At 61.9% G+C, this 26,121-nt stretch carries 26 protein-coding genes and 1 pseudogene; 16 read left to right on the top strand and 11 right to left on the bottom strand.

All coding sequences use genetic code 11. The features are described 5' to 3' along the window. Window positions 1-198: 198 nt before the first annotated feature. The 5 genes from AACW30_RS14445 to AACW30_RS14425 all read left to right on the top strand — a co-directional run bounded on the left by AACW30_RS14445 (window position 199) and on the right by AACW30_RS14425 (window position 7,728). Window positions 199-2,835 (top strand): TonB-dependent receptor plug domain-containing protein, encoded by a 2,637-nt coding sequence (locus AACW30_RS14445; protein ID WP_200622947.1) that lies wholly within the window; start codon window positions 199-201, stop codon window positions 2,833-2,835. A gap of 151 nt (window positions 2,836-2,986) precedes the next feature. Beyond that, the gene (locus tag AACW30_RS14440; protein WP_119741499.1) at window positions 2,987-4,000 is read left to right on the top strand and encodes an ABC transporter substrate-binding protein; all 1,014 of its coding nucleotides are present in this window, start codon (window positions 2,987-2,989) and stop codon (window positions 3,998-4,000) included. Further along, window positions 4,000-4,926, top strand: a complete 927-nt coding sequence (locus AACW30_RS14435) for an aliphatic sulfonate ABC transporter substrate-binding protein (protein ID WP_200622944.1) — start codon at window positions 4,000-4,002, stop codon at window positions 4,924-4,926. The genes AACW30_RS14440 and AACW30_RS14435 overlap by 1 nt, the downstream gene beginning before the upstream one ends. A 406-nt stretch (window positions 4,927-5,332) precedes the next feature. Next, window positions 5,333-6,337: an ornithine cyclodeaminase family protein gene (locus AACW30_RS14430; RefSeq protein WP_119741505.1), complete on the top strand. Its 1,005-nt coding sequence runs from the start codon at window positions 5,333-5,335 to the stop codon at window positions 6,335-6,337. Then, window positions 6,334-7,728 (top strand): aromatic amino acid lyase, encoded by a 1,395-nt coding sequence (locus tag AACW30_RS14425; RefSeq protein ID WP_200622942.1) that lies wholly within the window; start codon window positions 6,334-6,336, stop codon window positions 7,726-7,728. Before AACW30_RS14430 ends, AACW30_RS14425 begins: the two co-directional genes overlap by 4 nt. Before the next feature lie 125 nt (window positions 7,729-7,853). Here AACW30_RS14425 and gstA read toward each other — a convergent pair whose 3' ends face one another. Then, the gene (gene gstA / locus AACW30_RS14420) at window positions 7,854-8,456 is read right to left on the bottom strand and encodes a glutathione transferase GstA (RefSeq protein WP_200622940.1); all 603 of its coding nucleotides are present in this window, start codon (window positions 8,454-8,456) and stop codon (window positions 7,854-7,856) included. A 96-nt stretch (window positions 8,457-8,552) separates the two neighbouring features. Between gstA and AACW30_RS14415 the strand changes: the two genes are divergently transcribed. The 3 genes and pseudogenes from AACW30_RS14415 (at window position 8,553) to AACW30_RS31540 (ending at window position 10,909) form a co-directional block, all read left to right on the top strand. Next, window positions 8,553-9,422 carry a LysR family transcriptional regulator gene (locus AACW30_RS14415; protein ID WP_106578468.1) on the top strand — a complete coding sequence of 290 codons (870 nt, stop codon included), beginning with the start codon at window positions 8,553-8,555 and terminating at the stop codon, window positions 9,420-9,422. 167 nt (window positions 9,423-9,589) lie between these two features. Next, window positions 9,590-10,318, top strand: a pseudogene (locus AACW30_RS31545) (PAS domain-containing protein); the annotation flags it as partial. An 18-nt stretch (window positions 10,319-10,336) separates the two neighbouring features. Beyond that, entirely contained in the window at window positions 10,337-10,909 is a 573-nt protein-coding gene (locus AACW30_RS31540; protein WP_372239338.1) for a methyl-accepting chemotaxis protein, read from the top strand. 116 nt (window positions 10,910-11,025) lie between these two features. Here the strand turns inward: AACW30_RS31540 and AACW30_RS14405 are convergent, their stop codons facing one another. The 5 genes from AACW30_RS14405 to AACW30_RS14385 all read right to left on the bottom strand — a co-directional run bounded on the left by AACW30_RS14405 (window position 11,026) and on the right by AACW30_RS14385 (window position 15,131). After that, window positions 11,026-11,562 (bottom strand): hypothetical protein, encoded by a 537-nt coding sequence (locus tag AACW30_RS14405; protein WP_119741514.1) that lies wholly within the window; start codon window positions 11,560-11,562, stop codon window positions 11,026-11,028. 133 nt (window positions 11,563-11,695) lie between these two features. Beyond that, complete coding sequence (locus tag AACW30_RS14400) at window positions 11,696-13,111, bottom strand: MFS transporter (RefSeq protein ID WP_119741516.1); 1,416 nt, start codon at window positions 13,109-13,111, stop codon at window positions 11,696-11,698. Window positions 13,112-13,251: 140 nt separating this feature from the next. Next, window positions 13,252-13,989, bottom strand: coding sequence for an NAD-dependent epimerase/dehydratase family protein (locus tag AACW30_RS14395; protein ID WP_106578472.1), 738 nt, complete (start codon window positions 13,987-13,989; stop codon window positions 13,252-13,254). 15 nt (window positions 13,990-14,004) lie between these two features. After that, window positions 14,005-14,637 carry a glutathione S-transferase family protein gene (locus AACW30_RS14390; protein ID WP_106578473.1) on the bottom strand — a complete coding sequence of 211 codons (633 nt, stop codon included), beginning with the start codon at window positions 14,635-14,637 and terminating at the stop codon, window positions 14,005-14,007. A gap of 59 nt (window positions 14,638-14,696) precedes the next feature. Continuing rightward, on the bottom strand, window positions 14,697-15,131 hold the full coding sequence (locus AACW30_RS14385; protein WP_200622936.1) for a PACE efflux transporter: 435 nt from the start codon (window positions 15,129-15,131) through the stop codon (window positions 14,697-14,699). A 109-nt stretch (window positions 15,132-15,240) separates the two neighbouring features. Between AACW30_RS14385 and AACW30_RS14380 the strand changes: the two genes are divergently transcribed. Further along, window positions 15,241-16,116 (top strand): LysR family transcriptional regulator, encoded by an 876-nt coding sequence (locus AACW30_RS14380; RefSeq protein ID WP_179609653.1) that lies wholly within the window; start codon window positions 15,241-15,243, stop codon window positions 16,114-16,116. 134 nt (window positions 16,117-16,250) lie between these two features. Here the strand turns inward: AACW30_RS14380 and AACW30_RS14375 are convergent, their stop codons facing one another. Together AACW30_RS14375 and AACW30_RS14370 are read right to left on the bottom strand one after the other, a co-directional pair. Further along, window positions 16,251-16,490, bottom strand: coding sequence for a DUF6124 family protein (locus tag AACW30_RS14375; RefSeq protein WP_106578476.1), 240 nt, complete (start codon window positions 16,488-16,490; stop codon window positions 16,251-16,253). 461 nt (window positions 16,491-16,951) lie between these two features. Continuing rightward, window positions 16,952-17,983 carry a LacI family DNA-binding transcriptional regulator gene (locus tag AACW30_RS14370; protein WP_200622993.1) on the bottom strand — a complete coding sequence of 344 codons (1,032 nt, stop codon included), beginning with the start codon at window positions 17,981-17,983 and terminating at the stop codon, window positions 16,952-16,954. 212 nt (window positions 17,984-18,195) lie between these two features. Between AACW30_RS14370 and AACW30_RS14365 the strand changes: the two genes are divergently transcribed. Both AACW30_RS14365 and AACW30_RS14360 read left to right on the top strand, forming a co-directional pair. After that, the gene (locus AACW30_RS14365; RefSeq protein WP_200622927.1) at window positions 18,196-18,729 is read left to right on the top strand and encodes a gluconokinase; all 534 of its coding nucleotides are present in this window, start codon (window positions 18,196-18,198) and stop codon (window positions 18,727-18,729) included. Between the two features lie 84 nt (window positions 18,730-18,813). Next, window positions 18,814-20,166: a GntP family permease gene (locus AACW30_RS14360; protein ID WP_106578477.1), complete on the top strand. Its 1,353-nt coding sequence runs from the start codon at window positions 18,814-18,816 to the stop codon at window positions 20,164-20,166. A 122-nt stretch (window positions 20,167-20,288) separates the two neighbouring features. On the opposite strand, the gene alaC is transcribed toward AACW30_RS14360, so the two are convergent. Beyond that, on the bottom strand, window positions 20,289-21,506 hold the full coding sequence (gene alaC, locus AACW30_RS14355; protein WP_200622926.1) for an alanine transaminase: 1,218 nt from the start codon (window positions 21,504-21,506) through the stop codon (window positions 20,289-20,291). Window positions 21,507-21,703: 197 nt separating this feature from the next. On the opposite strand from alaC, the gene AACW30_RS14350 reads away from it, so the two are divergent. Further along, on the top strand, window positions 21,704-22,186 hold the full coding sequence (locus AACW30_RS14350) for a GyrI-like domain-containing protein (protein ID WP_106578479.1): 483 nt from the start codon (window positions 21,704-21,706) through the stop codon (window positions 22,184-22,186). Window positions 22,187-22,224: 38 nt separating this feature from the next. Here AACW30_RS14350 and AACW30_RS14345 read toward each other — a convergent pair whose 3' ends face one another. Together AACW30_RS14345 and AACW30_RS14340 are read right to left on the bottom strand one after the other, a co-directional pair. Continuing rightward, entirely contained in the window at window positions 22,225-22,830 is a 606-nt protein-coding gene (locus AACW30_RS14345; protein WP_119741528.1) for a pyridoxamine 5'-phosphate oxidase family protein, read from the bottom strand. A 21-nt stretch (window positions 22,831-22,851) separates the two neighbouring features. Then, window positions 22,852-23,340 carry a GNAT family N-acetyltransferase gene (locus tag AACW30_RS14340; protein ID WP_106578481.1) on the bottom strand — a complete coding sequence of 163 codons (489 nt, stop codon included), beginning with the start codon at window positions 23,338-23,340 and terminating at the stop codon, window positions 22,852-22,854. Window positions 23,341-23,487: 147 nt separating this feature from the next. On the opposite strand from AACW30_RS14340, the gene AACW30_RS14335 reads away from it, so the two are divergent. Genes AACW30_RS14335 through AACW30_RS14320 form a run of 4 tightly spaced genes read left to right on the top strand, consistent with a single transcriptional unit; the run spans window position 23,488 to window position 26,018 of the window. After that, the gene (locus tag AACW30_RS14335) at window positions 23,488-23,907 is read left to right on the top strand and encodes a YybH family protein (RefSeq protein WP_200622925.1); all 420 of its coding nucleotides are present in this window, start codon (window positions 23,488-23,490) and stop codon (window positions 23,905-23,907) included. A gap of 42 nt (window positions 23,908-23,949) precedes the next feature. Further along, window positions 23,950-24,294: a YciI family protein gene (locus AACW30_RS14330; protein ID WP_200622924.1), complete on the top strand. Its 345-nt coding sequence runs from the start codon at window positions 23,950-23,952 to the stop codon at window positions 24,292-24,294. 27 nt (window positions 24,295-24,321) lie between these two features. After that, window positions 24,322-24,798 (top strand): SRPBCC family protein, encoded by a 477-nt coding sequence (locus tag AACW30_RS14325; protein ID WP_106578484.1) that lies wholly within the window; start codon window positions 24,322-24,324, stop codon window positions 24,796-24,798. Beyond that, entirely contained in the window at window positions 24,795-26,018 is a 1,224-nt protein-coding gene (locus AACW30_RS14320) for an RNA polymerase sigma factor (RefSeq protein ID WP_200622918.1), read from the top strand. Before AACW30_RS14325 ends, AACW30_RS14320 begins: the two co-directional genes overlap by 4 nt. The last annotated feature ends 103 nt before the right edge of the window (window positions 26,019-26,121 follow it).

Below are 26,121 nucleotides of genomic sequence, written 5' to 3'. Positions count from 1 at the left end.
CATCACCTGGTGGTGGCTGATGGACCCAGTCGCCTGCATCGCAGGCAAGCCAGCTCCCACAGGGGTGGGGTTTTCACTTCGCGGGTGGGTTCTATCGACATAACCAAACGATCTGCAAGTTTTGCCCCCGCCATCCCACATCACTCCCGTAAGCGCTGCGGGGAGCAGCGTTCTCGAGTTTCCTTGGGGGGAGCCAAAGTGAGTCAGTTCAACCGTGTGCCGCTTCGAACCTTTGCCCTGGTGCCGTTGGCCAGCCTGTTTCTGTCATTTGCCGCCAGTGCCGAAGAGGCGCGTCAGGTCTACCACATCGCCCCCGGCCCGCTGGATGAAGTGCTGTTGAACATCAGTCGCCAGAGCGGCCAGGTGATTTCCTTCACGCCACAACTGGGCAATTATTCCTCGGCCACGGTCGACGGTTCGCTGTCAGCGCACCAGGCGGTGGACGCCGCGCTCAAGGGCACCGGCCTGCAAGTGCAGGTGAGCCCGGACGGTGCGTTCATCATCAAGGAAGGCGCAGCCAAAAACGCGACCAGCAGCGTCAAGGCGCAGACCAGCGCCGCGCAGGCGCCGACCCTCGACCGCGTGGTCGCCATCGGCACCCGGCGCAGCAATGCCACCGCCCTGACCAGCAGCGCGCCGGTGGATGTGATCAACGCCGAAGAACTCAAGCAGACCGGCGCCACCAGCCTTAACCAAGCGCTGTTCCAACTGCTGCCGTCGTTCAACTTTCCGCAGAACAACAGCGCCACCCGCGGGCAAGACCCCAAAGGCGCTTCCTTGCGTGGCCTGTCGCCTGACCAGACCTTGGTGCTGATCAACGGCAAGCGCCGGCACACCTCGGCAGTGGTGAATATTTCCGGTGGCGTGCCGTTCATTGGCGCCCAGCCGGTGGACCTGGACATGATCCCCATCAGCGCCATCGACCACGTCGAAGTGCTGCGTGATGGCGCCTCGGCACAGTACGGCTCCGACGCAGTGGCGGGGGTGGTCAACATCGTGCTCAAGGAGCGCGACAGCGGTGGCGGCATCAACACGCAACTGGGCAAATACGCCCAGGGCGATGGCTTCAGCAAAACCACCGACGGCTGGTACGGCATTGGCCTGCCGGGCGATGGCTTCCTGACCCTGAGCTTCAACACGTTGAACAACAAGCCCGACGACATTGGCGACAAGTACATCGCCGACGGTCAGGTGCAAGACCCACGCTGGGGCGGCGCCGGGCGTGACAAATACAACCTGGCGGCCAACGCCGAGATCGGCCTGAACGACCAATGGCGCGTCTACAGCTTCGCCACCTTCGGCCAGGACACCTCGGTGAACAACACGCCGCCGCTGTTGGCCAGCAGCCCGAACAACGTTGCCTCGATCTACCCCGGCGGCACGATTCCCAAGTACCGCTATCGCTACGAAGACGGCGCCATCACCGTGGGCACGCGTTATGAAGACGACAGCATCGGCCGCTTCGACCTGAGCGCCACCTATGGCCGCGACGAGCACGACGAGTTGGCCTTCAACACGGTCAACCCGAGCTACGGCGCCAACAGCCCGACCAAGTTCAACGTCGCCACGCTGGTCAACGACCAGACCAACATCACTCTCGATTACGCCAAGGACCTGGACGTGAGCTGGTCCAGCCACCCGCTGACTGTCTCCGGCGGAGTGGCGTATCGGCATGAGCGATATCGCCTCGAAGCCGGCGACTACGATTCCTATTCCTACGGCGGCATCGATGGCGTACAGGTTGGCGCGGTACAAGCCTCGGGCCTGACCCCGGAAGACGCCGGCACGTTTAAACGGGACGTGGGCGGCGTGTATTTCGGCCTTGAAAACCAGGTCACCGACAAGCTGCAAGTCGGTGTCGCCGGGCGCACCGAGCACTACTCGGACTTCGGCTCGGCCACCACCGGCAAGCTCTCGGCGCGTTATGACTTCACCCCGCAAGTGGGCGTGCGCGCTACGGTCAACAATGCTTACCACGCGCCGAGCCTGGGGCAGATCGGCACCTCGTGGACCACCACCACCAACCTGGACGCCAACGGCAACCCGGTGCTGACGCGCATGCTGCCGGCCGACAACCCGGCGGCCCGTGCCCTTGGCGCGCAACCGCTCAAACCTGAGAAATCGACCAACTACTCTTTGGGCCTGGTGCTGCGACCGGCAGAAAATGCCTCGCTGACCATCGACGCCTATCAAATCTCGATTCGCGACCGCTTGCTGTTCAGCGGCGGCATCTCCGGGCCACTGGCCGAGCAGATCCTCACCAATGCCGGTTACGGCCAGTACTCTTGGGCGCAGTTCATGACCAACGCTGCCGACACCCGCACGCGCGGCGTCGACATCGTCGGCAAGTACAACCTGTACCTCGCGCAGTTCGGCAACCTGGCCCTGTCCGCCGGCTACACCAAGGCGCGCACCACCATCGAGAAAGTCCACGAAAACCCCAACGGCTTTGAAGTGCTGACCCGCGAAGCGCGTGGCTTTATCGAACACGGCTATCCCGAAGACAAACTGGTGTTCGGCGCGGTGCACACGCTCAACCAATGGACCATCGCCCTCAACCAAACCCGCTACGGCAAATACCGCAAATACGCGGCCAGCGAGACCAACGCGCAGTACGACCAGGTTTTCAGTGCGCAATGGAGCACCGACCTCGACGTCAACTACGCGTTCACCAAGCAACTGCGCGTGTCGGTGGGCGTGAACAACCTGTTCGACAGCAAACCCGACGACTTCAACAGCCGCCTGCGCCAGACGCCGGGCCAGCAATACAGCTACCTGTCACCGACCGCGCCGGAAGGGGCGTTTTACTACACGCGGCTCAGTTATGACTTTTAACCCACTGCAATAGCACACCGATCAAGTGTGGGAGCTGGCTTGCCCGCGATAGCGATGTTGAAGCCACCACCGCCTTCGCAGGCAAGCCAGCTCCCACATTGACCATGCCCACTGTGAATGCGTTGTGAATCGAATCTCCAAGAGGCTACTCATGAGAACACTAAAAAACCTGCTCGGTGGCTCGCTATTGGCACTGACCGTCCTGGCCCAGCCGGCCCACGCTGCCGATGCCGTCAAACCGATCCACTTCGGTGACATCACCTGGGAAAGCGGCAGCCTGATCACCGAAGTGCTGCGCCTGATCGTCGAGAAAGGCTACGGCCTGCCCACCGACACCTTGCCCGGCAGCACCGTGAGCCTGGAAGCCGCGCTGGCCAAGGACGACATTCAAGTGATCGGCGAAGAGTGGGCCGGGCGCAGTCCGGCGTGGGTCAAGGCTGAAGGCGAAGGCAAAGTGTTCGGCCTGGGCGACACGGTCAAAGGCGCCACCGAAGGCTGGTGGGTGCCGGAATACGTGATCAAGGGTGACGCCGAGCGCGGCATCAAACCCCTGGCCCCGGACCTCAAGTCGGTGGCCGACCTGTCGCGCTACAAGGACGTGTTCCGCGACCCCGAAGACCCCAGCAAAGGCCGCTTTCTCAACAGCCCCACCGGCTGGACCTCGGAAATCGTCAACAGCCAGAAGCTCAAGGCGTATGGCCTGACCGACACCTTCGTCAACTTCCGTACCGGCTCCGGCGCGGCGCTGGATGCCGAAGTGGCGTCGTCGATCCGCCGCGGCAAACCGGTGTTGTTCTACTACTGGTCGCCAACCCCGCTGCTGGGCCGCTTCAAGCTGATCAAACTGGAAGAACCGCCGTTCAACGCCGAGGCCTGGAAAACCCTGGCCGACGCCAACAACCCGCACCCCATCGGCACCCGTTCAATGCCGGCGCATCTGGCGATTGGTGTGTCGGCGCCGTTCAAGGCGCAGTACCCGCAACTGGTCACGTTCTTTGAAAAAGTCGACCTGCCGATCGACCTGCTCAACGGCATCCTTGCGCAGATGAGCGAGAAACGTGAACAGCCACGCCAGGTCGCGCTGGCGTTCCTCAAAGCGCAGCCGAACGTCTGGCAGCAATGGGTGCCGGCGGATGTCGCGGCCAAGGTCAAGGGAGCCCTCTGATGCTCAAAGCCCTCGCTGTTGTTGTGCTTTCGCTGGTGGCCAGCCATGTGCTCGCCGCCGAACCTTCCACATTGCGCATCGGCTACCAGAAAAGCTCGGTGAGCATGGTGCTGGCCCGCGAGCACAAGTTGTTTGAAGACGCGCTGCCCGGCACCCAGGTGCAATGGATCGAATTCCTTGGCGGCCCGCCGCTGATCGAGGCGCTGAACGGCGGCAGCCTGGACATCGGCAACATCGGCGACATCCCGCCGATCTTCGCCCAGGCCGCCGGCATTGATCTGCAGTACTTCGCCGTCGAGCCGAATGAGGGCAAGACCGAAGCAGTGTTGGTGCCCAAAGCCAGCCCGATCCAGCACGTGGCCGAACTCAAGGGCAAGCGCGTGGCGCTGCTCAAGGGTTCCAGCGCACACAACCTGTTCCTCAAGAGTCTGCTGCGCGCCGGTTTGCAGTGGAAGGATGTAGACGTGGTGTACCTGTCGCCGTCCGACGGCCGTGCCGCGTTTGAACAAGGCAAGGTCGACGCCTGGGTAGTGTGGGACCCGTACTACTCCGCGGCCGTGGTCGACGGCTCCGCCCGCGTGCTCGGCGATGGCCAAGGCCTCAACCCGGCGGGCAGTTTCTTTGTGGTCAGCAGCCCGTTTGCCAAACAGCACCCGCAAGCGGTCGGCACGATTATCAACACCCTGGCCAAGGCCCAGCGCCTGTCCCTGGATCAACCCGAGCAAAGCATTGCGCTGATGGCCAAGACCCTGGGCCTGCCACCGGCGGTGGTTAAAAGCTACTTCGAACACCGCTCGCCCGCGCCGATTCGTCCGCTGGAAGCCATCGACATCGCCAACCAGCAACGCACTGCCGACCTGTTCTTTGCCAACGGCCTGATCCCGAAGAAGGTCGATGTGCAGCAGATCGTGTTCAAGGCGCCTTGAATCCAGCGGCCAGCAAGGCTCCTGTGGTGAGCGGGCTTGGTATGGGGGCGGGCTTGGTATGGCGAGCAGGCTTGTTGTGGCGAGCGGGCTTGCCCCGCGTTGGGCTGCGCAGCAGCCCCAAAACCATTCACCGCAGTGTGTCAGGGGACGCGCGCAGGTTTGAAATGGGGCCGCTTCGCAGCCCAACGCGGGGCAAGCCCGCTCGCCACGAGAAGCCCGCTCGCCACAGGAAGCCCACTTGCTACAACAAGCCCGCTCGCCACAGGAAGCCCACTTGCTACAACAAGCCCGCTCGCCACAGGAAGCCCACTTGCTACAACAAGCCCACTTGCCACAGGAATCCCACTCGCCACACCAAGCCCGTACGCCACAACAAGTTCTAAAACCTCCCCTCAGTGAGCAGACCATGCAACCGATCTACATCGACTTTCTCAACGGCCTGGACATCGACGCGCTCAACCTTTCCAACGAGGAAATCCTCACCGCCATCCAAGCCAGCCTGGCGATTCAGGGCCGTGGCGAGGCGGTGATCGAGCCGCGCACTCACCTGATTCCTGGCGGCGGCATCAACGGCCACTTCAACGTGTTGCGCGGCGTGCTCGGCGGCGACATCGGTTATGCCGGGGTCAAGGTAGTGGGCGACTTTGTCGATAACTACCGCAAGGGCCTGCCGTCGGAGTTGGCGATCCTCAACCTGCTGGACCCGGCCACCGGCATTCCCAGGGCCATCCTCGACGCCTCGGCAATCACCGACATGCGCACCGGCGCCGTCACCGCCATCGGCGCCAAATACCTCGCCCGGCCCGACAGCAAAGTGCTGGCGCATATCGGCGCGCGCGGCACCGCGTATTGGAATGTGCGCCTGCTGGACCATCTGTTCGACTTCGAGGAGATCCGTGTGCATTCGCGCCGCAGCGAAAGCCGCGAAGCCTTCGCCCAACGCCTGCGCCAGGACTTGGGCAAGCCGGTGATTGTCACCGACGACTGGGAGTCGGCCGTGCGTGGCGCCGACATCGTGGTCGAGGCCTCGCGCCTGGATCAGCCCGAGCCGTTGTTGCACACCGACTGGATCAAACCCGGCGCCTTCGTCGTGCCCTACGGCACCATGAGCGCGGTGCAATTGTCGCTGACCGACATCATGAGCAAATTGGTGGTGGACGATTGGGGCCAGTGCAAAGGCGGGATGTTTGGCGCACTGCGCGCGCATGTCGATGCCGGCAAGCTCAGTGCCGACACCCTGCACGCCGAGCTTGGGCAGATTGTCGCCGGCTTGAAAACCGGCCGCGAAAACCCGGAAGAAACCATCCTGTTCTGGCACCGTGGCCTGAGCCTCAGCGACATCGCCCTGGGCCATGCACTGCTGGAAAAAGCCCAGCGATTGGGCATCGGCCAGCGGCTGCGCTGGGCATGATCAGCTTCGATCCCCAAGGCTTGGCGTTGGCAGATCTGCTCGCCATTGCCCGGCACGACACACCGGCGCAGTTCAGCGCGCAAGCGCGCCAGCGGATCGACGAAGGCCACCGCCTGCTGCTGAAACGGGCGGCCGAGGGCACGCCGATTTATGGCGTGACCACCGGGCTCGGTGCCGCGGTGGACACGCCGGTGGCACCGTTGCAGGCCACTATTCCTCTGGGCCGAGCGGTGGGCGTCGGGCGTCTGGCCAACCGCCAGGAATTACGCGCAATCACCGCCGCCCGTTTGGCCGGGTTGGCCCAGGGCCGTTCGGGCATTTCACCGGCGGCGGCCGAGGCACTGTTGGCGTTGCTTAATTCCGGTGCCGAGCCCGAGGTGCCGTTGCTCGGCTCGCTGGGCGAGAGTGACCTGGCGCCGTTGGCTCACTTGAGCTTGGCGCTTACGGTGCCGTTGACCGGCAAGGATGGCCTGGCGCTGGTGTCGGCGAATGCGGCAAGTGTCGGGCTGGGGGCGTTACTGGTGGCCGAGGCGCAGCAGGTGTTACAGGCCGTGTTGGCGGCGCTGGCGTTGTCGTGTGAAGGCTACCGGGCCAACCTCAGCCCGTTCCAGCCGTGGGCCTCACGCTTGCGCCCGGCGCCTGGGCAAACCGAGCAGTCGGCGGCGTTGTTGCACCTGCTTGAAGGCGGCGATTTGGCGTACAGCCCGCGCCGCTTGCAAGATCCGTTGAGCTTTCGTTGTGCCACGGTTGTGCAAGGCGCTGCGCAACAGGCGTTACAGCAACTGCATGAACTGATCGAGTTGGAACTGCGCAGCGGCGCGGATAATCCGGCGCTGATCAGCGAGGAATCTTTGGTGTTGGCCACGGCCAATTTCGACAGCACGCACCTGGCCCTCGCCGCTGAAGGTTTGGGCCTGGCGCTGAGTCGAGTCGCCGCGTGCAGCGCCGAGCGCATTGCCAAGTTGCTGTCGCCCGCGTCCAGTGACTTGCCGCGCTTTCTGATCACGCAGCCGGGGCATGTCGGCATGGCGGCCTTGCAGCGCACCAGCGCGGCGCTGGTCGCAGAGATCGGGCACCTGGCCAACCCGCTGCCCGCCGTCAGCGTGCCGGTGGCCGATCGGGTGGAAGACTACGCCGGGCAGGCGCTGGCGGTGGTCGACAAGACCCGCCGGTTGACCGAGCGGGTGGTGTGGTTGGCCAGCATTGAACTGATCGTCGCGGCGCAGGCGGTAGACCTGCGGGGTGTAGCGCGATTGGGGCAGGGCACGCGGCGGGTCCATGACGCGGTGCGCAGCCAAGTGGCGCATCTGGATCAGGACCGGTCGGGTTCGGTGGATGTATTGGCGCTGAGTGCGTTCATCACCGATGGCAGCTTGAAACCCTTTCTTTGAAACGAAGCAGATCAACGGTGGGAGCGGGCTTGCTCGCGACTGCGGTGTATCAGTTGATGCATGTGCTGACTGACCCACCGCATTGGCGAGCAAGCGCGCTCCCACATTTTTATTTGCATTTCAGGTCATGCGGCCTCGGCGGCCAATGCGGCGATAGCAGCGGGCCGTGATCCTACGCGTAGTTGAAACGCCGCCAATGCCGGCCACTGTTGCAAATCAATAGCGTGGACACCCGCCCAGCGCAGCACCACAAACAAATACGTGTCCGCCACCGAATACTGCTCGCCCAGCAGGTAATCCTGACGCTCCAGTGTCTGCACCAGAATCGCAAAGCGCTTGAACAGCGTGGCCAAAAACATCGCCCGCACTTCGCCTTGAATGGCCGGGTTGAAGAAAATCGCCAAGCCGCCATGAATCTCGCTGGCGATAAAGTTCAGCCATTCCTGCAACCGCACGCGTTGCCAACTGCCATTGGCCGGGGCGAGCAGGGCGGCGGGTTTGAGGTCGGCCAGGTATTGCAGGATGGCGCTGGCTTCGGTCAGCACAGCGCCGTTGTCCAGTTGCAGCGCCGCCACGTAGCCCTTGGGGTTTATCTGCAGGAAATCTTCGCCGTTGCCGAAGGTTTTAGCCTGGTTGTTCACCTGCACCAGCTCGAACGGCAGCGCCAATTCACGCAGCACGATATGCGGGGCGAGCGAACAGGCGTTGGGGAAAAAATACAGTTTCATCAAAGGCGACTCCGTTGGGTTTGCGCCAGTCTCGCGGGCGTGGCACCGTGCGTAAAATTAAACCTGCACACCCCATCCATAAGGACAGCTACTGCCATGATGAACCTGATGCACTGGCGCCTGCTGGTGGCGGTCGCCGACCACGGCAGCATCACGGCGGCTGCCGAACAGGTGGGCATGACGCAGTCCGCCGCCAGCCAGGCCATGGCGTCCATGGAGGCGACGCTGGGCGCGCAACTGTTTACCCGTGAACCGCGCAAGACGTTGCCCACAGCGCTTGGGCTCGACGTGATCGCGCAGGCGCGGGTGATGATGGGCGCGCTGCAGGCCATTCGCACCACGGTGGATGAAGCGCGCCCGCTGCTGCGTGGGAACATTCGCATCGCCAGTTTTCCGAAGGTGTTGGCGACTTTTCTCACGCCGTTGCTGCAGCGTTTCCGTCAGTTGAACCCGGGTATCGAGGTCACCACCCTGGAAGTGACTGACAGCGAAGTGCACACCTTGCTCGACGCGGGCCTGATCGATTTGGGCGTGGTGCTCAACCCCAAACCCGAGCGCAACGCCACGGTATTGGGTCGCGACCTGTGGATGGCAGTGCTGCCGGCCCACCATCCACTGGCGCAGTGCCCGCAGGATGCCAGCGTGGCGCTCGAAGCCTTACTCGAACAACCCTTCGTACTGGCCACCGGCGGCTGTACCGCGAATGCCCGCAGCCTGGCGGCCGACGCGGGCCTGCGCCTGCACGATATCCGCGTGGAAGTGCGTGAATGGAGCAGCGCCTACAGCCTGGTGCGCGAGGGCGTCGGTGTCACGCTGGTGCCGGAAATGGCCTTGCCGGCCCAGCGCAATGGCCTGCGCGTGATGCCGCTGACGGTGCCGTTGTACCGTGAGTTTGCCTTGGTCGGTTCGCAGACCCTTCCACCCTCGGCGGCGGCCGGTGCATTGTTAAAAATGCTGGCTGACTAGTGGCCTTGCATAGCGCCATGCCCTGTCTATGCTCACCCAGAACCGTTGATGACGCTTGGCATGTAAAGCGATTCGGATGGTTTTTTCCCATGAAGGTGTGCCAGCAATAGCCAACTGAAGAATGGAATGCGCCGTTTCAGGCGCCGGGAATCTAGGGTGATCTGACCATGTTCAACCGCCATCACAAATCCGACCTGCAAGAAATCGAACGTTTTTCCTGTGCTCTCACCGAAGCCAACGCCAAGCTTGCTGCCATCAGCCGCTCCATGGCGATGATCGAGTTCGACCGCAACGGCGTGATCCTCGACGCCAATCCCAACTTCTGTAAAACCATGGGCTACAGCGTGGAGGAGATTCGCGGCAAGCATCACCGCATCTTTTGCGAAGAGGCATACACCCACACCGAGACCTACGCCAAGCTGTGGCGCGACCTGGCGCGGGGTGAAGCGCTCAGTGGCACGTTCATGCGCCTGAACAAGCGCGGTGAGGAAGTGTGGCTCCAAGCCAGCTACATGCCGGTGCTGGACAGCAGCAATCAGGTGCAGAGCGTGATCAAAGTGGCGTCGGACATTTCTGCGCGGGTCCACCATGAACACGAGAACCAAAGCCTGATCGATGCGATCAGCCGGTCCATGGCCGTGATCGAGTTCACGCCACAAGGCCAGATCATCAATGCCAACGACAACTTTTTGCGCACCGTGCAGTATTCCCGCGAAGAAATCATTGGCCAGCACCACAGCATGTTTTGCCATCGCGGCGAAGTGGAATCCCCGGCGTACAAGGCCTTTTGGGCCTCGCTCAACCGCGGCGAATACCATTCCCACCGCTTTGAACGCAAAAACAAATACGGCAAAACCCTGTTTCTGGAGGCGTCCTACAACCCGATCTTCGATGCCAATGGGCGCCTGTACAAAGTGGTGAAGTTCGCCAGTGACATCACCGATCAGGTCACCACCCTGCGTACCGCCGCCGATTCGGCCCACGCCACCTCAGTACAAAACGACGCGTGCGCACGCAAGGGCTCGGAGGTGGTGCAGCAAACCGTGCAGATCATCGAGGAGATTTCCCACGACTTGAACCAGGCGGCCCAGAGCATCGATGCGGTGAGCAAGCAGTCGGACATCATCGGTTCCATCGTGCAGACCATTCGCAGCATCGCCGAGCAGACCAATATGCTCGCGCTCAACGCGGCCATTGAAGCTGCGCGGGCCGGCGAGCATGGGCGCGGGTTTGCGGTGGTGGCCGACGAAGTGCGCAGCCTTGCGGCGCGTACCAGCCAGGCGACGGTGGAGATTGTGGATGTGGTGCGCAAGAACCACGACCTGTCGCTGAGCGCGGTTTCGAGCATGCAGTCGAGCTTGAGCCGCACCGGGCTTGGGGTGGAGCTGGCGAATGAAGCGGGGCAGGTGATCCTGGAGATTCAGGAAGGGTCACGGCATGTGGTGGATGCGATCAGCCAGTTCAACTCGACCCTGCAGCTGCAGTAGGCACGGCCCCTGTGGGCGCTGGCTTGCCCGCGATAGCGTCACCTGGGTGTACTTGATACACCGGGGTGTCTGCATCGCAGGCACGCCAACTCCCACATTTTGATTGGCCGTGTCGGTTAAATCGCAGCCAGGGTCTCTTTCACCGACTGCGCCGGGTCCGTGGCTTTCGCCGCTACTTGCTGTTCTTGCTGCTGCTTCACACGATCAGCCACTTGCTTGGCAATCGCGTCTTGTTTTTCCTGCGGCATGGCCTGCACCTGCGCTTCGGTCAAACCCTGCTCCTTGAGCAGCTGTTCGCGAATGCGTTCGGCCGGGGATTTGTTCATGTAGTCGGTGAAGTCGGCCCGCGCGCTGCTGGTGGTCGAGCCGGCGGCAGGCACATCGGTGCTTGTTGCCGTCGTGGTGGATGCCGTCGTGGCGGTCGTTGCCGCCGTGGTGGCTTGCAACTGCACACGGGTCTTGGCAAAGGCTTCGTCGATGCGGTCGTTGGCCTTGTCCAGGTCCTTCTGCGCGGCCGGCACGGTCACGCTTTGCTGCGCCGCTTGCAGGGCACCGCTGTACAGCGTGCTGGCGGCGGCATTGGCCGGGTCCATGTCGGGTCGCTTGAGCTGTTGGACGGTCGACACCGCTTGGGCGTTGTTGTTAACCAGCATGATCGGTCACCTGAGGATGTGTTCGGTGTTTGAGGTGGAGCAAATAGCATGCCGAGGGCGATGTGCCCGGTTTTATTGGGGATGACACCGCCGTCGCGGCAATCTTTGGCCCGCCGGCGGCCAAGGCTTGCCGTCAGTGCGCAATATTTTCCAGTGCCAGGTTACGCGTGCGCGGCCCGAACCAACTGATGGTGATCATCACGATCAACATGCTGCTGGCGATAAACGCCAGCACGCCCGGCGTGCCCAGGTGTTCGAGGATAAAACCGATCAACAGGCTGCTGAACACCGTGGACAAACGGCTGAACGAATAGCAGAAGCCCACCGCCCGCGCGCGGATATTGGTGGGGAACAGTTCGCTTTGGTACGAGTGATAACTGAAGCTCAGCCAGGCGTTGCAAAAGGTAATCATCACCCCGCAGATCACCAGCCCCACCGCCGTGGTTTGCAGGGCGAACAGGCTGCCGAAGATCATCGCGCCCATGGCCGAGCCGACGATCTGCCATTTGTTTTCGAAGCGGTTGGCCACCTTCACAAACAGCAACGGGCCCAGCGGGTAGGCGAGGGTGATGATAAAGGCGTACAGCAAGCTGTGGGTCACGCTCACGCCCTGGCCCGAGAGCAACGCCGGCAGCCAATTGCCGAAGCCGAAAAAGCCGATGGCCTGGAACACATGAAACACAATCAGCATCAACGCGCGGCGGCGGTAAGGCGGTTGCCAGATATCGGCAAAACGGCCGTTGCCCTGCACGCTGACCGCTTCGGGTTCGGGTTCATCCAGCGCTTTGCCGTGGTCTTTCTGGCAGCGTGCTTCCAGGCTGTCCATGATCTGACCGGCCTGGTCAAAACGGCCTTTCTGCGCCAGCCAGCGCGGTGACTCCGGCAGGCGCTTGCGCAGTTGCCAGATAAACAGCGCAAACACCGCACTGCTGAGCACCACCCAGCGCCAGCCCGACACCCCGAACGGCGCCTGGGGCACCAGCCACCATGACATCAACGCCACCGCCGGCACTGACAAAAACTGGATGAAAAACGCAAAGGCAAAGGCCGAACTGCGCATGCGCTTGGGCACCAGTTCCGAAAGGTAGGCGTCAATGGTCACCAGTTCGATGCCCAGGCCAATGCCCACCAGAAAGCGCATGCAGATGATGCCCAGGGCGGAGGTCTGGATGCCCATCAACACCGTCGCGACGGTGTACCAGATCAACGCGAAGGTGAAGATCGCCCGACGCCCGAAGCGGTCGGCAATGGGACTGAGCAGGCTGGCGCCGAGGAACAGGCCGAGGAAGGTTGCCGAGGCGAAAGCGGCCTGGTCGGAGAACCCGAACACGCCCTCGCTGCCAGTGTGGAAAATCCCGTCACTGATCAGGCCGGGGCTGATATAGGCGGTCTGGAACAAGTCATACAGCTCGAAAAAACCGCCGATCGACAGCAACGCCACCAGGCGCCAGAGCGTGGCGACGGCGGGCAAGCGGTCAATGCGCGCGCTGATGTGGGCGGCACGGATCGGGTCAATGCCGTCCGTGGCTGAGGCGGTGAGTGTCGACATGGGCGGATTCCAGGGGCAGTGACCTGGAATCTTAGCGGGCTAACGTAAACCGGCGCTTGTGAAATTGCGTGCGCCACGGCACGCAATTGCCGATTTATTGCGCCAAGCCTTCCGGTTTGAAGGTTTTATGGCGCAGGGGGTCAATAGGTGATGGGCATCTCGAAGGTCTGGAATGCATCATCCACCGGCTGATAGCCCAGCACCCGTGTGGTTTCGCTCAAGTCCAGGCGCTTGAAGCGGTTATTGGAAATGCCGTGGGCGATCAGGTGTTTGACCCCTTCGACGTCAACCGAACGTTGCAGCAATTGCACGGCGTCACGCGGGCTGAGCCAGGCGCTGAGGTCGCGGGCGTTGTTCAGGTCGGGGGCTTGGCGCGATTCGAAGGCGCCGATGCGCAGGGCAATGGTCGACAGCGCGGTTTTTGCCGCGTAGTAGCTGCACAGCGCCTCGCCGTAGCATTTGCTCACGCCGTAGAGGTTGCCGGGCATGACCTGCATGCCGGGCGTGATCTGCCGGTCAACCGGATAGCCCTCGATGGCTTGCGCGCTGCTGGCGTACACCAGGCGTGTTACGCCCGCGGCCACGGCGGCTTCGAACAGGTAGGTGGTGGCGAGGATGTTGTTGGGCAGCAGGTCCTCGAACGCGGCGCTGGCGTCGGGGATGCCTGACAGGTGCACGATCACGTCGATGCCGTTGAGCAGGCCGGCCAGGCTGGCTTTGTCGCTGAGGTCGGCTTTTATGTAACGGTGCTCGCCCAGGTCGAAGTCCGGTGCGATGCGGTCAGTAAGGGTGAAGCGGTAGCGGTCTTTCGAGGCTTCGAAAAACACCTTGCCGATTCTGCCGCAGGCGCCGGTGAGCAATACGTTGAGTCCTTTCACGGTGGTGTCCTTGTTTCAGTTATGACCGCCAAGGGCGAAGGTCTGAAAGCCCGGGCGTTGGCTGAGGCGCTGGTAGTAGGCCGCCACTGCGGGGTAGGGCGGGCGCTCCATGGGGGTGTTCTGCCAGCGATGCACCGAGAGGCCGATGAGGATATCGGCGAGGGTGAATTCGTCGCCAGCCACGTAGGCGCCGGTCTTGGCCAGCTGTTGCTCCAGCAGGCCCATCTTGTCGTTCCATACGCGCACGGCGGCGACAATCTGCGCCGGGTCGAGACCGTCCGGGTTGTTGCGCACCAGAGCGGTGAACGCATCGCCCCAGGCGCGGTTGAGTTCGGTGGCTTGCCAGTCCATCCACTGCTCGACCCGAGCGCGTGGCGCCGGTTCGGCGGGTAACAGATCGTGGCGTTGGTAAAGGCCTATCAGGTAGCGGCAGATGGTGTTGGATTCCCACAGCACGCCGTGGTCGTCGATCAGCACCGGCACCTGGGCGTTGGGGTTCAGGGCGAGGAATTCGGCCGACTGGGTGGGTTTGAAACCGATGCCCCAGTCTTCGCGCACGTAGTCGATGCCCAGTTCCTGGCAGGTCCAGAGCACTTTGCGCACGTTGATGGAGGACGTGCGGCCGAGGATTTTCAGTGAGTGTCCCATGGTACTTCCCTGACGATGGAGATGACCCATGGGAATCTATCAGGGGTAAACCTTCGACGCTACGCGGTTGTGGCCGGCAACGCCGACGCGGGCAAACCGAAGGTGCGGTCGAACAGCCAGTTAAAGGCAAACGTGTAGCAGGGAATGAACAGGATCAACGCCAGGTCCAGCACAAACGCCTGTACCAGGCTGACCTTCATCCACCAGGCGATCAGCGGAATCAGGAAGACGATCAGCGTCAGTTGAAACCCGACCGCGTGGGCAATCCGCCGCTTGACGGTGCGCGTGCGGTCGGCTTGACGGCTTTCCCAGCGCTCGAACAGTGAGGTGTAGATGAAATTCCAGGTGACCGCGATGGTCGTGATGACCACAGCCAACGGCCCTGTGCTGGACAGGTGAGTGCCCGATAGCAGCGCCAGCCCGAGCGCCGAGAAGGTCATGCCGATCAGCTCATAGAGCGACACATACACCAGTTTGCGTTTCACGCCTTGCATAGCACTTCCTCTTTTTTACGTGACAGGAACGTCAGAGGGTGCAGACGATAGCGTCAGTTTGACTGATACTAAAAGTCAGAAGATTTCAATTTTATTGATAGGTGGCGCGATGAGTTTTACCAGTGACAGTGTCCAATTGTTCCTGGCGGTGGTGGAGCGTGGCTCGTTTTCGGCGGCGGCGCGGGCGTTGGGCAAAGTGCCTTCAGCCGTGAGCATGGGCATTGCCAACCTTGAAGCCGAGCTGGGTTACCCGTTGTTCGATCGCAGCCACCGCGAGCCGGTGCCCACCGACCTGGCGCTGGCGTTGATTCCCCATGCACGGCTGATGGCCGAGCAACTCAAACAATTGCAGGTGCATGCGTTGCAGCTGTCCCAAGGGCTGGAGAGCAAGCTGTCGATTGGCGTGGGCGCCGACATCAATACGCGCCGCCTGCTGGCCGCCATTGGCGAGCTCAGTGAGCAATTCCCGTTGCTTGATATCGAAGTGCTGACCGCCCCGCAAGATGACGTTTTGCAGCTGCTGCACAGCGGCCGGGTGCAGCTGTGCCTGGCCTATGCGGGCTTGAGCGTGAACGTGCTGGAGCGGTTTCAGTTTGTCGGCAGCGAGCAACTGATGGCCTGTATCAGCCCGCGCCACCCTCAGGCGGGCGGTGAGCCGTTTTTGGAAGACTTGGTGCGGGTGCGACAGATTCTGGTGGCCGGCCGGGACTTGCCTCTCAGCGATTGTCGACCACTGGTGGGGCAATCCTATTGGCGGACCGACACCCTGGGCATGGCGCTGGAAATGGTGGAAGCCGGGCTGGGTTGGGGCAACTTCCCGCAGTCGGTGGTGGCGCCGTTGTTGGCGGCGGGGCGCTTGCGGCGCTTGAACTTCAAGAACATCGAGAACGGGCTGGCCATGGTGGTGAATGCGGTGTGGTTGAAAAATCAGCCGTTGCATAAGGGGGCGTCGGCATTGGTGAACATGCTGGCTTCAGCGGATTAACCCCGCCCTAAAGTGGGCACGGTAAAGGTGGGAGCGGGCTTGCCTGCGAAGGCGGTGGGTCAGTCAGCCCATTTGTAGCTGACCCGCCGCCATCGCAGGCAAGCCAGCTCCCACATGTTTAACCGCGCTAGGCGTTAGGTGCGCGGTGTTTGCTGGTCCATGGCTTTGCCTACCATGAGCACTGATAGCTCGCTCAATTGGTGAATGGCGAGAGCTATGTCGCGGTGCTTGCCAGTGAGGTCGTCGGACAGGTCGAGCAACAAGGCGCTGACGGAACACACGGTTTCGTAGCTGTTGATCAGTAGGGACTCGATGGGTGTATCGGGCGTGATGGTGAAAAGAGTAGTTACCGGTTTTTCAGTTTCTTTGATCATTTGAGCGTCCTGGAAACAGGCCGCCGCCGGATCGCTACTAAACGAGGGGTGGCAGCTGTACGCAGGTTAGTAGACCGGTGGACACTCAAAGCCGGCGCACCCGAAGATGCCCTACGCACAGCCGCCATCAAACTCAGATGAGGCTCATGCATTAAGAGTGTCCAAAAGTAGGGCTACTAAACCCGATCACCGAGAAATTCAGCGACCGGTAAACCTTAAAGACCACCACCCAAGCGCACAAGCCGGCGGATTCTGACGTAAGCGTAGGCAGCCGGGCAAGGCGCTGACCGCAATGTCAGCCGCGTCCTACAGGCGTCCTACATCTCAAGCGAGCACGGTAAAAAAAGGTGGGAGCTGGCTTGCCTGCGATGGCGGTGAATCAGTCAACACATCATTACCTGACACTGCGCCATCGCTGGCAAGCCAGCTCCCACACGTTGAGTGTGTCTGGCCTTCAAAAATCAGGTGCTCTCGCGCACTTGCAACTCAAAGCCCATGTCCACCACCGGCTTGGCGATCTTGTTGCCGGCCATGATCGTCAACAGGTGCTCCGCCGAGCGCCGGCCAATTGCTTCACGCGGTGTGCTGATGCTGCTCAAGCGCGGCACCATGAAAGAAGAGGCGGGCAAGTCGTTGAAACCCAACACGGCCACGCGCTCCGGCACGTTGATGCCGTGGCGCAGGGCTTCGAGCAGTGCGCCCTGGGCCAGGTCGTCGTTGCCGAAGAAAATCGCATCCACCTCCGGATGCGCCGCCAGCAACTGCAGAAACAACTCGCCACCCAAACCCACGGAGGAGGGGCGCGGCGTCAGCAATTCCAGCGCCGGGTCATACATGCCGGCCTGTTGCAGCGCGCGGCGGAAACCTTCGCCGCGCAGCAACGTGCGCTGGTCCAATTGCGCGCCGATGTAGGCCAGGCGCTTGCGCCCACGCGAGATCAGATGCGCCGCCGCCGTTTCACCCGCGGCCAATTGCGAGAAGCCCACACAGTTCACGCCGGCATTCGGGTCCAGGTCCATCATGTACACACACGGCACATTGCTCGCCTCGACCATCCGGCGCGCGCTTTCGGTGCGGTCAAAGCCGGTCAGCAGCAACCCGCGTGGCTGGTAGGCCATGTAGTTGCGCAACAGGTTTTCTTCTTCGTCGCGCGAATAGTGAGAGTTGCCGATCAGCACTTCAAAGCCCTTGGGCCGCAGCACTTGGTGGATGGCTTCCAGGGTTTCGATAAACAGCAGGTTGGACAGCGACGGCACGATGACCACCACCGAGTGGCTTTGCGCCGAGGCCAGGGCGCGGGCGGCGGGGTTGACCACGTAGTTGAGTTCGGCGGCGGCCAATTGCACTTTTTCCACCAGCTCGGTGGCCACGGTGCTGATGCCACGCAGGGCGCGGGAGGCGGTGATCGGGCTGACGCCGGCCAGGCCGGCTACTTCATTGAGGGTCGGGCGACCGGTGGTGCGGGTATTTTTATCGTTCTTGGAGGTCATCAGGCGGTTGCCAAACAAAAATCGAGGCACTAAGGTAGCGCTGTCTCCAAAAGGCTGCAAATTCTTGAACGCAGGGTTGCCTGATCCGGTTCAACGGTGTTGGAGAGGATGCACGCGTCACTCCATAAAAATGACAAGTCGGCGCGGGAAAAGCCTGTTTTTGCACTAGCCTTACAGCGTGCGAAGGTAGCGCTATCTGCGTCCTGAGGTGTTTCATGAGTCAACCTGTTACCGCCCTGGTCATCATGGGTGTTTCTGGCTGTGGCAAGTCCAGCGTCAGCGAAGCCCTGTGCCGTCTGAACGGCGCCACCGCCATCGAAGGCGACAGCTTTCACCCCGCCGCGAACATCGAAAAGATGAGCGCCGGCCATCCCCTCAACGACGAAGACCGCGCCGGCTGGCTCGATATCCTGTGCGATGAGCTGCGTCGCTCGCTCAAAGCCGGCGAGCATCCGGTGCTGACCTGTTCGGCGCTGAAGAAAAAATACCGCGACCACCTGCGCGAAGCCGCGCCGGGCCTGGGCTTTGTGTTCCTGGAGCTGACCCGCGCCGTGGCCGCCGACCGCGTGTCCCATCGCCCCGGCCATTTCATGCCGGCCAGCCTGATCGACAGCCAGTTCGCCACCCTTGAATCGCCCGTGGGCGAGCTGCTGACCCTGGCGCTCAACGCCAGCGAAGACAGCGTCGAGGACCTGGCCGAGCAAACCAATGCCTGGTGGCTGCAACACGGCTTTGAACCAACCCATTAATTTTTTGCCGGAAAAGATAGCGCTATCCCCGGCAGGAAATTCAACACCCGCTTTAATAACAACAACAAACAGGAGAGACCCCCCATGTTTGGCATGTCCCACGAGTCTTACCTGCTGCTAGATGCAGTGGTCACTATCATCGGGCTGATCTTTTTGATCACCAAGTTCAAGGTGCACCCGTTCATTGCACTGATCATCGCGGCCGGCTTTCTCGGCCTGACCTCGGGCATGCCCGTGGACAAGATCATCAAGGCGTTCCAGGACGGCTTTGGCGGCGTGCTCGGCTTTGTCGGCATCATCCTCGCGCTGGGCACGATGCTCGGCAAAATGATGGCCGAGTCCGGCGGCGCCGATCAGATCGCGCAGACCTTGATCCGCGCCTTCGGCAAAGAGAAAGTGCAGTGGGCGATGATGTTCGCCGCGTTCCTGGTGGGCATCCCGCTGTTCTTCGAGATCGGTTTTGTGTTGCTGATCCCGCTGGTGTTTATCGTTGCGCGCCGCACCGGCGTGTCGCTGATCAAAATCGGCATCCCGCTGCTCGCCGGCCTGTCGGCCGTGCACGGCCTGGTACCACCGCACCCGGGCCCGCTGTTGGCCATCGGCGTGTTTGGCGCGGACATCGGCAAGACCATCCTGTACGGCCTGATCGTCGCACTGCCGACCGCCATCATTGCCGGGCCGATTTTCGGTACGTTTATCGCCAAGTACATTCCGGGCAATCCGTCCCAGGAACTGGTCGATCAACTGGCCCGCGAGCCGGAGTCCAAAGACCTGCCGAGCTTCAGCATTACCCTGATCACCGTGCTGCTGCCGGTGTTCCTGATGCTGCTCAAAACCTTCGCTGACGTCGCGCTGCCGGACGGCCACGCCATTCGTAACTGGATGGACATGATCGGTCACCCGATCACCGCGTTGCTGCTGGCGTTGCTGTTGTCGCTGTACACCTTTGGCCATCGCCAGGGCATTCATTCCAAGCAGATCCTCAAGCTGCTCGACGCCAGCCTGGCGCCGACCGCTGCGATCATTTTGATCATCGGCGCCGGCGGCGGTTTCAAGCAGATGCTGGTGACCAGCGGCGTGGGTGATGTGATCGGCCACATGGCCGTGAACGCGCAGATCAACCCGATTTTGCTGGCCTGGCTGGTGGCGGCAGTGATTCGCGTGGCGACTGGCTCCGCGACCGTGGCGACCATTACCGGCGCAGGCATCGTGGTGCCGGTGGTGGGCATGATCCCAGGGGTTAACCGTGAGCTGCTGGTGTTGGCGACGGGCGCAGGCTCGCTGGTGTTGTCTCACGTCAACGATGCGGGTTTCTGGCTGGTGAAGCAGTACTTCAACATGACCGTGGTCGAGACGTTCAAGACCTGGACAGCGATGGAGACCATCCTGTCGGTGGTGGCGCTGATCTTTATCATGTTGCTGTCGATGGTGGTGTAACAGGTTCACCGCAAAACAAATGTGGGAGGGGGCTTGCCCCCGATGGCAGTGGACCAGTCATCCGATGCAGTGACTGACACTCCGCTATCGGGGGCAAGCCCCCTCCCACAGTGTTGACCGAGTTATGACCCGGTTTTGGCTACCAACCCATCCGCGCGGAACATCCCGCGAATCCCGCGCACCGCCTGGCGAATGCGGTCCTGGTTTTCGATCAGCGCAAAGCGCACATGATCGTCCCCATACTCACCAAAGCCGATGCCCGGCGACACACACACCTTGGCTTCCAGCAGCAGTTTCTTGGCAAATTCCAGCGAGCCCATGGCGGCATACGCGTCGGGAATCTTGGCCCAGACGTACATCGACGCCTTCGGGTTCTCAACCATCCAGCCCAGTTCATGCAGGCCCTTGACCAGCACATTGCGGCGCTGGCGGTATTGCTCGGCGATGTCTTTGACGCACTGCTGATTGCCTTCGAGCGCCGCAATCGCCGCCACCTGCAGCGGGGTGAAGGTGCCGTAGTCGTGGTAGCTCTTGATGCGCGCCAGCGCGTTGACCAGCTCCGGGTTGCCGACCATGAAGCCGATGCGCCAGCCGGCCATGTTGTAGCTCTTGGACAGGGTGAAAAACTCCACCGCAATGTCCTTGGCGCCCGGCACCTGCATGATCGACGGGGCTTTCCAGCCGTCGTAGACGATGTCGGCGTAGGCCAGGTCGTGCACCACCAGTACGTCGTACTGCTTGGCCAGGGCGATCACCCGTTCGAAGAAGTCCAGCTCCACGCACTGCGCGGTGGGGTTGGACGGGAAGCCGAGGATCATCATCTTCGGCTTGGGGATCGAGCCACGAATGGCGCGTTCCAGTTCAGCGAAAAAATCCACCCCCGGAATCAGCGGCACCGAGCGCACCTGGGCGCCGGCAATCACGGCACCGTAGATGTGAATCGGGTAGCTCGGGTTGGGCACCAGCACGGTGTCGCCCTGGTCGAGCGTGGCGAGCATCAAGTGCGCCAGGCCTTCTTTGGAGCCGATGGTGACGATGGCTTCCGTTTCCGGGTCGATGTCCACTTCATAGCGGTCCTTGTACCAGCGCGAGATCGCCCGGCGCAGACGCGGAATGCCTTTGGAGGTGGAGTAGCCGTGGGTGTCTTCACGCTGGGCGACGGTGACCATTTTTTCCACGATGTGTGCAGGCGTGGCGCCGTCAGGGTTACCCATGCTCAAGTCGATGATGTCTTCGCCGCGCCGACGCGCAGCCATCTTCAGCTCGGCAGTGATATTGAAAACGTAAGGAGGGAGTCGATCTATGCGCGCAAAGCGGCGCGGCGAACCTTGGTCTGCCATTGTTGCCTCAAGAGTACGTAAGCGCCCGGAACCGTCCGAGCGACGTCGGCCACTGCGGTGGCCTGCGGGGCAGACAATACGGTCGGTGATGGCCAGTTGTCCAGATGGCGCAGGAAAAATTTCTGATTGGGGTGAGGCGTCAATATGCCCCTATACTCGATGCGGGTTTGTGCCCTAACAAGAAGGAGACTGTTCAGATGGATCAGCAGACAAAATTACCGTTGCAGCCACGCCTGGAAGAGGGCAAAGCCCTGGTGATTGCCGGGCTCAAGGGCCATTACGACAAAGCCACCGTGGGGGACATTCCCAAGTTGTGGGAAGTGCTCGACAACAACATCAAAGACATCAGCAAGCGCGTTGACCGCCAGACATACGGCGTGTGCTACAACGCCAAGCAAGGCGAGTTCGACTATCTGGCCGGCGTTGAAGTGCCGGCCAAAAGCGATGTACCCAGCAATTTCCAGTCGGTTGAATTGCCTGCCCGTCATTACGCGGTATTCGCGCACCACGGCCCGGTGCAAGCGCTTGAGCAGACCTACGAGCGCATCATGTTCGAGTGGTTGCCACACTCGGGCTACAAGGTGGCCGGGGCGGATTTCGAGCGCTACAGCGCGGATTTTGATGCACGCAAAGGCACGGGTTCCGTCGAGATCTGGATGCCGGTCGAAAAGAAAGCCTGATGAATCACAGGGGCCGGCGCTCCGGCCCCACAGATCCTTCAATACAGCGTGGCCTTGACCCGCTCCGGCATTTCCCGGTCATACGCCTCGGCGTCAAACTGCCCATCATTGAGCCGCTTGTGAAACGCCCCGGCCGACGGCAATGCCGAACGGTCCAGGTGCTTCTCGGGGTTCCAGCAGTCCGAGCGCACAAACGCTTTTGAGCAATGGAAATACGCGGCTTGCACCTGCACCAGAATCACCGAGCGCGCAGGCTTGCCATTCACCGCAAAACTCTCCAGCAACTCGGGCTCGATGCAAATTTGCGCTCGGCCATTCACGCGCAAGGTCTCGCCAATGCCCGGGATGATGAACAGCAATGCGATGCGGGGGTCCTGCACCAGGTTGCGCAGGGTATCGAGGCGGTTATTGCCCGGCCGATCCGGGATCGCCAGGGTGCGCTCATCCACAATCCGCACAAACCCCGGCACATCGCCGCGCGGCGAGCCATCGATGCCCTCCGGCCCGGATGAACTGACCACCACCAGCGGCGACGCCCGCACCATGGCCTGGTAATCCTCGTTGAGAAACGGGATCTCCTTGCGCACTGCCCGCTCGTGGGGGAGGCCGTAGAGGGTTTCGAGTTGTTCCAGGGTTGTCAGCATGTTCACCACCTCCTTATCGTTTCAAAACACTAACGCCAGCCGGCGCTCGTGGCCAATCCGGCCCTTGTACGCCTCGCCGCTGTCGACCCAGCCCGCCGCCAGATACAGGCCCATCGCCGCCACATTCTGCGCGTCCACCGACAACTCCAACGCTTTGATCTGCGGCCACGCTTGCAGGGCCGCCGCCGGCAGCGCCTGCAAACAGGCTTTGCCGAACCCACGCCCCTGCTGATGCCGATCAACCTGCAACGCATGCAGCGTGGCGCTGTGTTCATCGGCCCAATGAGGCAGGCAGGGCGGGCGTTTAAGCAGCAGGAAAGCGACGGGAACGTCATCGGCGAGCAGGGCGAAGCCTTTGATGGCGTTGGGGCTGGGATTGACCAACAGGCTGTTCAGCGCGCAGTAGATATCGCCTGAATACGCCAGTTGCTCGGGATGCACTTGCAGGGTGTCGAGTTGCTGTTTTTGCACAAGGCTCAGCGTCTCATAGGGCACGAGGCGAGTTTCCATCGAGGGCGCATACCAAATCCTACAAAGAGGCGTGGATTCTAGCGGGTTTGCGCGTGGCGAAATTATTTTTCAGCGCGTTGTCGATTTACCCAAAGCGCGTTCGACTAAGGGTGTCCCTCGTGATTTTCCACCCTCAGGAGTATCGCCATGAGCACTGCAATCACCCGTCTGATCGATGAATGGCAGCAGGCCGTGCTGGCCCGTGATATCGATAAAATTGTCAGCTTTTACGCCGACGATATCGTCGCGTTCGACGCCGTCACCGCGTTGCAATTCAAGGGCGGGGCGGCCTACCGCACGCATTGGGAAGACTGCATGAAGCATTGCCCCGGCCCCGGTATTTTCGAGTTTCATGAGCTGCATATCGTCGAGGCCCCAGAGAGTGCGTTTGCCCATTGGCTGGCCCATTGCGGCGGCGCCGGGCCCGATGGCGTGGTGAAGGCGTGCTGGATGCGGGTGACCGCCGGTTACCAGCGCATCGAGGGTCAATGGCGCGTGGTGCATGAGCATTGGTCGGCGCCCTTCGACATGGGCAGCGGCAGCGCATTGTTCGACCTGAAACCCTGACCGCCACCAACTATAGTCAGTAGTCCGAAAAGGGAGACGCCCATGAAATACCTCTGCCTGATCTACAGCGACGAGCAGGTGTTGCACACCTCGCCGGACAGCCCTGCGGACCCTGAGTGTTTTGCCTACGCCGAGGCAATCCAGGCCAGTGGGCGCATGCTCGCCGCCGAGCCACTGGAGTCGGTGAACACCGCCACCACCGTGCGCATGCGCCATGGCAAGTTGTCGATCACCGACGGGCCGTTTGCCGAAACCAAGGAGCAGCTTGCCGGGTTTTACCTGATCGAGGCCAAGGACTTGAACGAAGCGATCCAGGTGGCCGGTGGCATACCGGCAGCCAGGGTCGGCAGTGTGGAAGTACGCCCCGTGCGTGAATTGAATCTCTGAAAACAACAACCACAAGAGGTTTATCCCATGACAACGCCAATTGCCGAATTTGAACTGTCCATCAGCCGCTTGATCGACGCCCCGCGTAACCGTGTGTTTCGCGCCTGGACCGAACCTGCCTTGTTGCAACAATGGTGGGGACCCCACGGCATGACCACGCCCGAGTGCGAAATGAACCTGTGGGTCGGTGGTCTGTTTCGTACCCTGATGCGCGCACCGGATGGCGCTGAGTACCCGACCCAAGGCGTGTTCCTGGAGATCCAGGCGCCGAGCCGGCTGGTGTTTACCGATGCTTACGCGCCAGGCTGGGTGCCGTCGGGCAAGCCGTTCATGACCGCCGAAGTGACCTTCGAAGAGGTCGAAGGCAAGACGCTGTACACCGCTCGCGCGATGCACTGGAGCGAAGCCGATAAACAGGCGCACGAAGCCATGGGGTTTCATGACGGCTGGGGCCAGAGCCTCGACCGCCTGGTGACGCTGGTGACCCAGGGCATGCCCGATTGACGCCTGAACTCGAGGCGATCTACCGCAGCGAGTCACGCCGCGTGCTCGCCACGCTGATCCGTTTGCTCGGTGATTTCGACCTCGCTGAAGAAGCCCTGCACGAGGCGTTCTTCGTCGCGGTCGAGCGCTGGCAGCGCGGCGGTGTGCCGAGCAATCCACGCGCCTGGCTGGTCTCGACCGGTCGTTTCAAAGCCATCGACCGCCTGCGCCGCCAGGCCCGTTTTACCCCCTTGTTGCAGGAGCAGGCCGACGCGCTGGAAGCGGCCGAGTGGAATGAGGACGACGTGGAAGACGACCGCCTGCGCCTGATGTTCACCTGCTGCCACCCGGCGCTGGCGCCTGACGCCCAGGCGGCGCTGACCTTGCGTGAGATCTGCGCCCTCACCACCGAAGAAATCGCCCGCGCCTTTCTCGCCACGCCCACCACCATCGCCCAGCGCATCGTGCGCGCCAAGGCCAAGATTCGCGAAGCAGGGATTCCCTATCAGGTGCCGTCCCGCGACGAATTGCCCGAGCGCCTGGACAGCGTGTTACGCGTGGTTTACCTGGTGTTCAACGAGGGCTATTCGGCGTCCATGGGCGCGAACCTTACGCGGGAGGACCTGACCCGCGAAGCCATTCGGCTGGGACGCCTGCTGGTGGAACTGCTGCCAGAGCCGGAAGTCATCGGCCTGCTGGCGCTGATGCTATTGCACGAGTCACGCCGAGCGGCGCGCACCTCGGCCGACGGCGAGTTGGTGTTGCTGGATGAACAGGACCGTGGGTTGTGGGACGCGTCCTTGATTGCTGAAGGCTGCGCGCTGGTGGAGCAGGCGTTGAGCACACGGCGTTTTGGCCCGTATTGCCTGCAAGCCGCCATTGCGGCGGTGCACGCCGAAGCGTCGAGCGCGGGGGAAACGGACTGGCTGCAGATTGTCGGGCTCTACGACGTGTTGCTCAGGGCTGTGCCGTCGCCGGTGATCGAGTTGAACCGCGCGGTGGCACTGGCCATGCGCGATGGACCGTGGGCAGGCCTGCAGGCAGTGGAAGCGATTTTTGCGCGAGGCGAGTTGCTGGATTACCACTGGGCACATTCGGCGCGCGGGGAGTTTTGTCGGCAGTTGGGGCGTACCGAGCAAGCCTGTGCTTCGTACGAAAAAGCCCTGTCACTGACTCAGCAAACCCCAGAAAAGCGCTTTTTAGAGCGGCGCCTGGCCGAACTCAAAACCATCAGACCATAAGGATCAACACTGTGGGCACTGGCACGCCTGCGATAGCGGTGTATCAGCCAACAGATTGACAGCCTGATACACCGCCATCGCCGGCAAGCCTGCGCCCACATTC

This window comes from Pseudomonas sp. MF6747, assembly GCF_963890955.1.
Classification (GTDB): domain Bacteria; phylum Pseudomonadota; class Gammaproteobacteria; order Pseudomonadales; family Pseudomonadaceae; genus Aquipseudomonas.
The sequence above is the reverse complement of the archived record's forward strand: the minus strand, read 5'-3'. Positions and strand labels throughout refer to the sequence as shown.

Bases quoted from the DNA above. Each gene is read 5' to 3' on its own strand.
- AACW30_RS14440 (WP_119741499.1), top strand. From the start codon at position 2,987: ATGAGAACACTAAAAAACCTGCTCGGTGGCTCGCTATTGGCACTGACC.
- AACW30_RS14435 (WP_200622944.1), top strand. From the start codon at position 4,000: ATGCTCAAAGCCCTCGCTGTTGTTGTGCTTTCGCTGGTGGCCAGCCAT.
- AACW30_RS14430 (WP_119741505.1), top strand. From the start codon at position 5,333: ATGCAACCGATCTACATCGACTTTCTCAACGGCCTGGACATCGACGCG.
- AACW30_RS14425 (WP_200622942.1), top strand. From the start codon at position 6,334: ATGATCAGCTTCGATCCCCAAGGCTTGGCGTTGGCAGATCTGCTCGCC.
- gstA (WP_200622940.1), bottom strand. From the start codon at position 8,456: ATGAAACTGTATTTTTTCCCCAACGCCTGTTCGCTCGCCCCGCATATC.
- AACW30_RS14415 (WP_106578468.1), top strand. From the start codon at position 8,553: ATGATGAACCTGATGCACTGGCGCCTGCTGGTGGCGGTCGCCGACCAC.
- AACW30_RS14405 (WP_119741514.1), bottom strand. From the start codon at position 11,562: ATGCTGGTTAACAACAACGCCCAAGCGGTGTCGACCGTCCAACAGCTC.
- AACW30_RS14400 (WP_119741516.1), bottom strand. From the start codon at position 13,111: ATGTCGACACTCACCGCCTCAGCCACGGACGGCATTGACCCGATCCGT.
- AACW30_RS14390 (WP_106578473.1), bottom strand. From the start codon at position 14,637: ATGGGACACTCACTGAAAATCCTCGGCCGCACGTCCTCCATCAACGTG.
- AACW30_RS14385 (WP_200622936.1), bottom strand. From the start codon at position 15,131: ATGCAAGGCGTGAAACGCAAACTGGTGTATGTGTCGCTCTATGAGCTG.
- AACW30_RS14380 (WP_179609653.1), top strand. From the start codon at position 15,241: ATGAGTTTTACCAGTGACAGTGTCCAATTGTTCCTGGCGGTGGTGGAG.
- AACW30_RS14375 (WP_106578476.1), bottom strand. From the start codon at position 16,490: ATGATCAAAGAAACTGAAAAACCGGTAACTACTCTTTTCACCATCACG.
- AACW30_RS14365 (WP_200622927.1), top strand. From the start codon at position 18,196: ATGAGTCAACCTGTTACCGCCCTGGTCATCATGGGTGTTTCTGGCTGT.
- AACW30_RS14360 (WP_106578477.1), top strand. From the start codon at position 18,814: ATGTTTGGCATGTCCCACGAGTCTTACCTGCTGCTAGATGCAGTGGTC.
- alaC (WP_200622926.1), bottom strand. From the start codon at position 21,506: ATGGCAGACCAAGGTTCGCCGCGCCGCTTTGCGCGCATAGATCGACTC.
- AACW30_RS14350 (WP_106578479.1), top strand. From the start codon at position 21,704: ATGGATCAGCAGACAAAATTACCGTTGCAGCCACGCCTGGAAGAGGGC.
- AACW30_RS14345 (WP_119741528.1), bottom strand. From the start codon at position 22,830: ATGCTGACAACCCTGGAACAACTCGAAACCCTCTACGGCCTCCCCCAC.
- AACW30_RS14340 (WP_106578481.1), bottom strand. From the start codon at position 23,340: ATGGAAACTCGCCTCGTGCCCTATGAGACGCTGAGCCTTGTGCAAAAA.
- AACW30_RS14335 (WP_200622925.1), top strand. From the start codon at position 23,488: ATGAGCACTGCAATCACCCGTCTGATCGATGAATGGCAGCAGGCCGTG.
- AACW30_RS14330 (WP_200622924.1), top strand. From the start codon at position 23,950: ATGAAATACCTCTGCCTGATCTACAGCGACGAGCAGGTGTTGCACACC.
- AACW30_RS14325 (WP_106578484.1), top strand. From the start codon at position 24,322: ATGACAACGCCAATTGCCGAATTTGAACTGTCCATCAGCCGCTTGATC.